A 2,490-nucleotide genomic window follows, 5' to 3' on the forward strand; every position below is an offset into this window, starting at 1 on the left:
GTTCTTCCAGCGCGGCGGTGAAGTCGTACTCCACGTAGCGGCGGAAGAATTGCTCGAGGAACGCGGTGACCAGGCGGCCCTTGTCCTCGGGGACGAAGCGCTGCTTCTCCATCTTCACGTAGTCGCGGTCGCGCAGCACGGTCAGGACCGAGGCGTAGGTCGAGGGGCGGCCGATGCCCAGCTCTTCCATCTTCTTGACCAGGCTGGCTTCCGAATAGCGCGGGGGCGGCTCGGTGAAGTGCTGGTCGGCGCGGGCGTCCAGGACCTTGGCGGTCGCGCCTTCCTCGATCAACGGCAGGCGGGCGCTGTCCTCGTCGCTCTCGTCGTCGCGGCCTTCCTCGTAGACGGCCAGGTAGCCGGGGAACAGGATGACCTGACCCGTGGCGCGCATGCCGGTCTGGCCGTCCGCGCTCTCCAGGTCGACCGAGGTGCGCTCGATGCGGGCGCTCTCCATCTGCGAGGCGATCATCCGCTTCCAGATCAGCTCGTACAGACGGCCTAGGTCCGGCTCCAGGCGCAGCGAGCCGGGGTTGCGGCCCAGGCTGGTCGGGCGGATGGCTTCGTGGGCCTCCTGGGCGTTCTTGGCCTTGGCCTTGTAGTAGCGCGGGGTCTCGGGAACGTAGGACGCGCCGTAGACATTGCCGATCACGCTGCGCGCCTCGGCTATGCCCTCGGGTTCGACCGACACGCCGTCGGTCCGCATGTAGGTGATCAGACCGACGGTCTCGCCGCCGATGTCGATGCCTTCGTACAGCTTCTGAGCGGCCTGCATGGTGCGCTGAGCCGAGAAGCCCAGCTTGCGCGAGGCTTCCTGCTGCAGGGTCGAGGTGGTGAAGGGCGGGGCGGGCGAACGCTTGCCAGGCTTCTTCTCGACGGCGGCGACCTTGAAGACCGCCTTCTGCACCGCGGCCCGGGCGGCCAGGGCCGAAGTCTCGTTGCCCAGGTCGAACTTGGTGAGCTTTTTGTTCTCGTGCTTGACCAGGCGGGCCAGGAACGGTTCGGCGCCGGCCGTCACGTCGGCTTCGACGGTCCAGTATTCCTGGGTCTTGAAGCGCTCGATCTCAAGCTCGCGGTCGACGATCAGCCGCAGGCAGACCGACTGCACCCGGCCGGCCGAGCGGCTGCCGGGCAGCTTGCGCCACAGCACCGGCGACAGGGTGAAGCCGACCAGATAGTCCAGGGCGCGGCGGGCCAGGTAGGCCTCGACCAGCTCCATGTCGATGTCGCGCGGATGGGCCATCGCCTCAAGCACCGAGGCCTTGGTGATGGCGTTGAAGGTGACGCGCTGGACGGTCTTGTCCTTTACCGCCTTCTTCTTCTGCAGCACCTCCAGCACGTGCCAGCTGATGGCCTCCCCTTCGCGGTCGGGGTCGGTGGCCAGGATGACGCCGTCGGCGCCCTTCATGGCGTCGWCGATGTCGCCGATCCGCTTGGAGGCCTTGGCGTCGACTTCCCAATGCATGTTGAAGTCGTTGTCCGGCTCGACCGAACCGTCCTTCGACGGCAGGTCGCGGATGTGGCCGTACGAGGCGAGCACCGTGAAGCCGGGGCCGAGGTACTTATTGATGGTCTTGGCCTTGGCCGGGCTCTCGACGACGACGACGATCATTAGGACTCTGGACCTGGGGGAATGAGGTGCTCCCAAGGCGAACCCTGGAAGAAGCGCCGGAAAGTGGGGGTGTGGCCGGGGGTCTGTCAACGGCGGCTGTGGCGAACACCGCATTTGGATCGCGGCTCTCTCTTAAGAGAGAGGAATATTTGCGGCAGGTCAGGCGGTCCCGGCCTTGCGTGGGCGCCCGCCTTTGGCGCCGTTGGCGCGCGCGGCGGCGGCCTTGGCGGCGGAAGTTCTTTGTCCAGCGATCCGGGCCATGTGCGTCTTCGTGCCGAAGATGCCGGCGGCAAGGCCAGGGATCGACAGATCGACGTCCAGATTTTCCCAGTGCAGCCCGTAGCCGGCACCTTGAATCACGACTTGGGCCAATTCTTCATCGGTCGCCGCCTCGAGCCCTTGGCCCAGCCGCGCCGGAAACGCGAATGCCGACCCGCTGGTGAGCTCCACCACAATTCGACCTGTCGTTTGATCGTAGCGTGCGGAGGCGGCCCTAGGCTCGGTCAGGGCAAGTTTCTCGCCGAGCGCGGTGGCCGCATCGATTTCCGCGTCGGTCAGCTCAGCCATGGATCTCGTTCCATCTTGCGAGGAGTTCGTCACGCTGCTCTCTCACGATGGCCAGCGCTCGACGACCTTCCGCACGTTTCGTGCCCCTGTTCCAAACGAGCCTCGGAGCGTTACCAGGCCCTGAGAGTTCGATTTTTGTCTCGCCGTCACCGATCACGTGGACATGCGCCGGCGTATGATCGTCCACATAGATGACGACGCGCATTCCGGACGCGCGGTGAACGGTGACCCTTATCAAGATAACCTATCCGGATGGGTTTTAAACCCCTGCGACCATCCCGCCCGGCAGCAGCTCCGCCCGCTCGGCCAGGGCC

General features: G+C 65.8%; 3 protein-coding genes. All 3 read right to left on the reverse strand.

Annotated elements, in window-relative coordinates; translation table 11 throughout:
- Positions 1-1,609, reverse strand: a 1,609-nt coding sequence (topA, locus tag AC1DZ6_RS23430; protein WP_477099510.1) for a type I DNA topoisomerase, incomplete at its 3' end; no start/stop codon positions are given.
- A gap of 159 nt (positions 1,610-1,768) precedes the next feature.
- Positions 1,769-2,176 carry a DUF2442 domain-containing protein gene (locus AC1DZ6_RS23435; RefSeq protein ID WP_477099511.1) on the reverse strand — a complete coding sequence of 136 codons (408 nt, stop codon included), beginning with the start codon at positions 2,174-2,176 and terminating at the stop codon, positions 1,769-1,771.
- A complete protein-coding gene (locus AC1DZ6_RS23440) occupies positions 2,169-2,381 on the reverse strand; it encodes a DUF4160 domain-containing protein (protein ID WP_477099512.1) in 213 nt (70 codons plus the stop codon). The genes AC1DZ6_RS23435 and AC1DZ6_RS23440 overlap by 8 nt, the downstream gene beginning before the upstream one ends.
- Between the last annotated feature and the right edge of the window lie 109 nt (positions 2,382-2,490).

The sequence above is a fragment of the Caulobacter sp. P1_B12_2 genome (genome assembly GCF_056406675.1).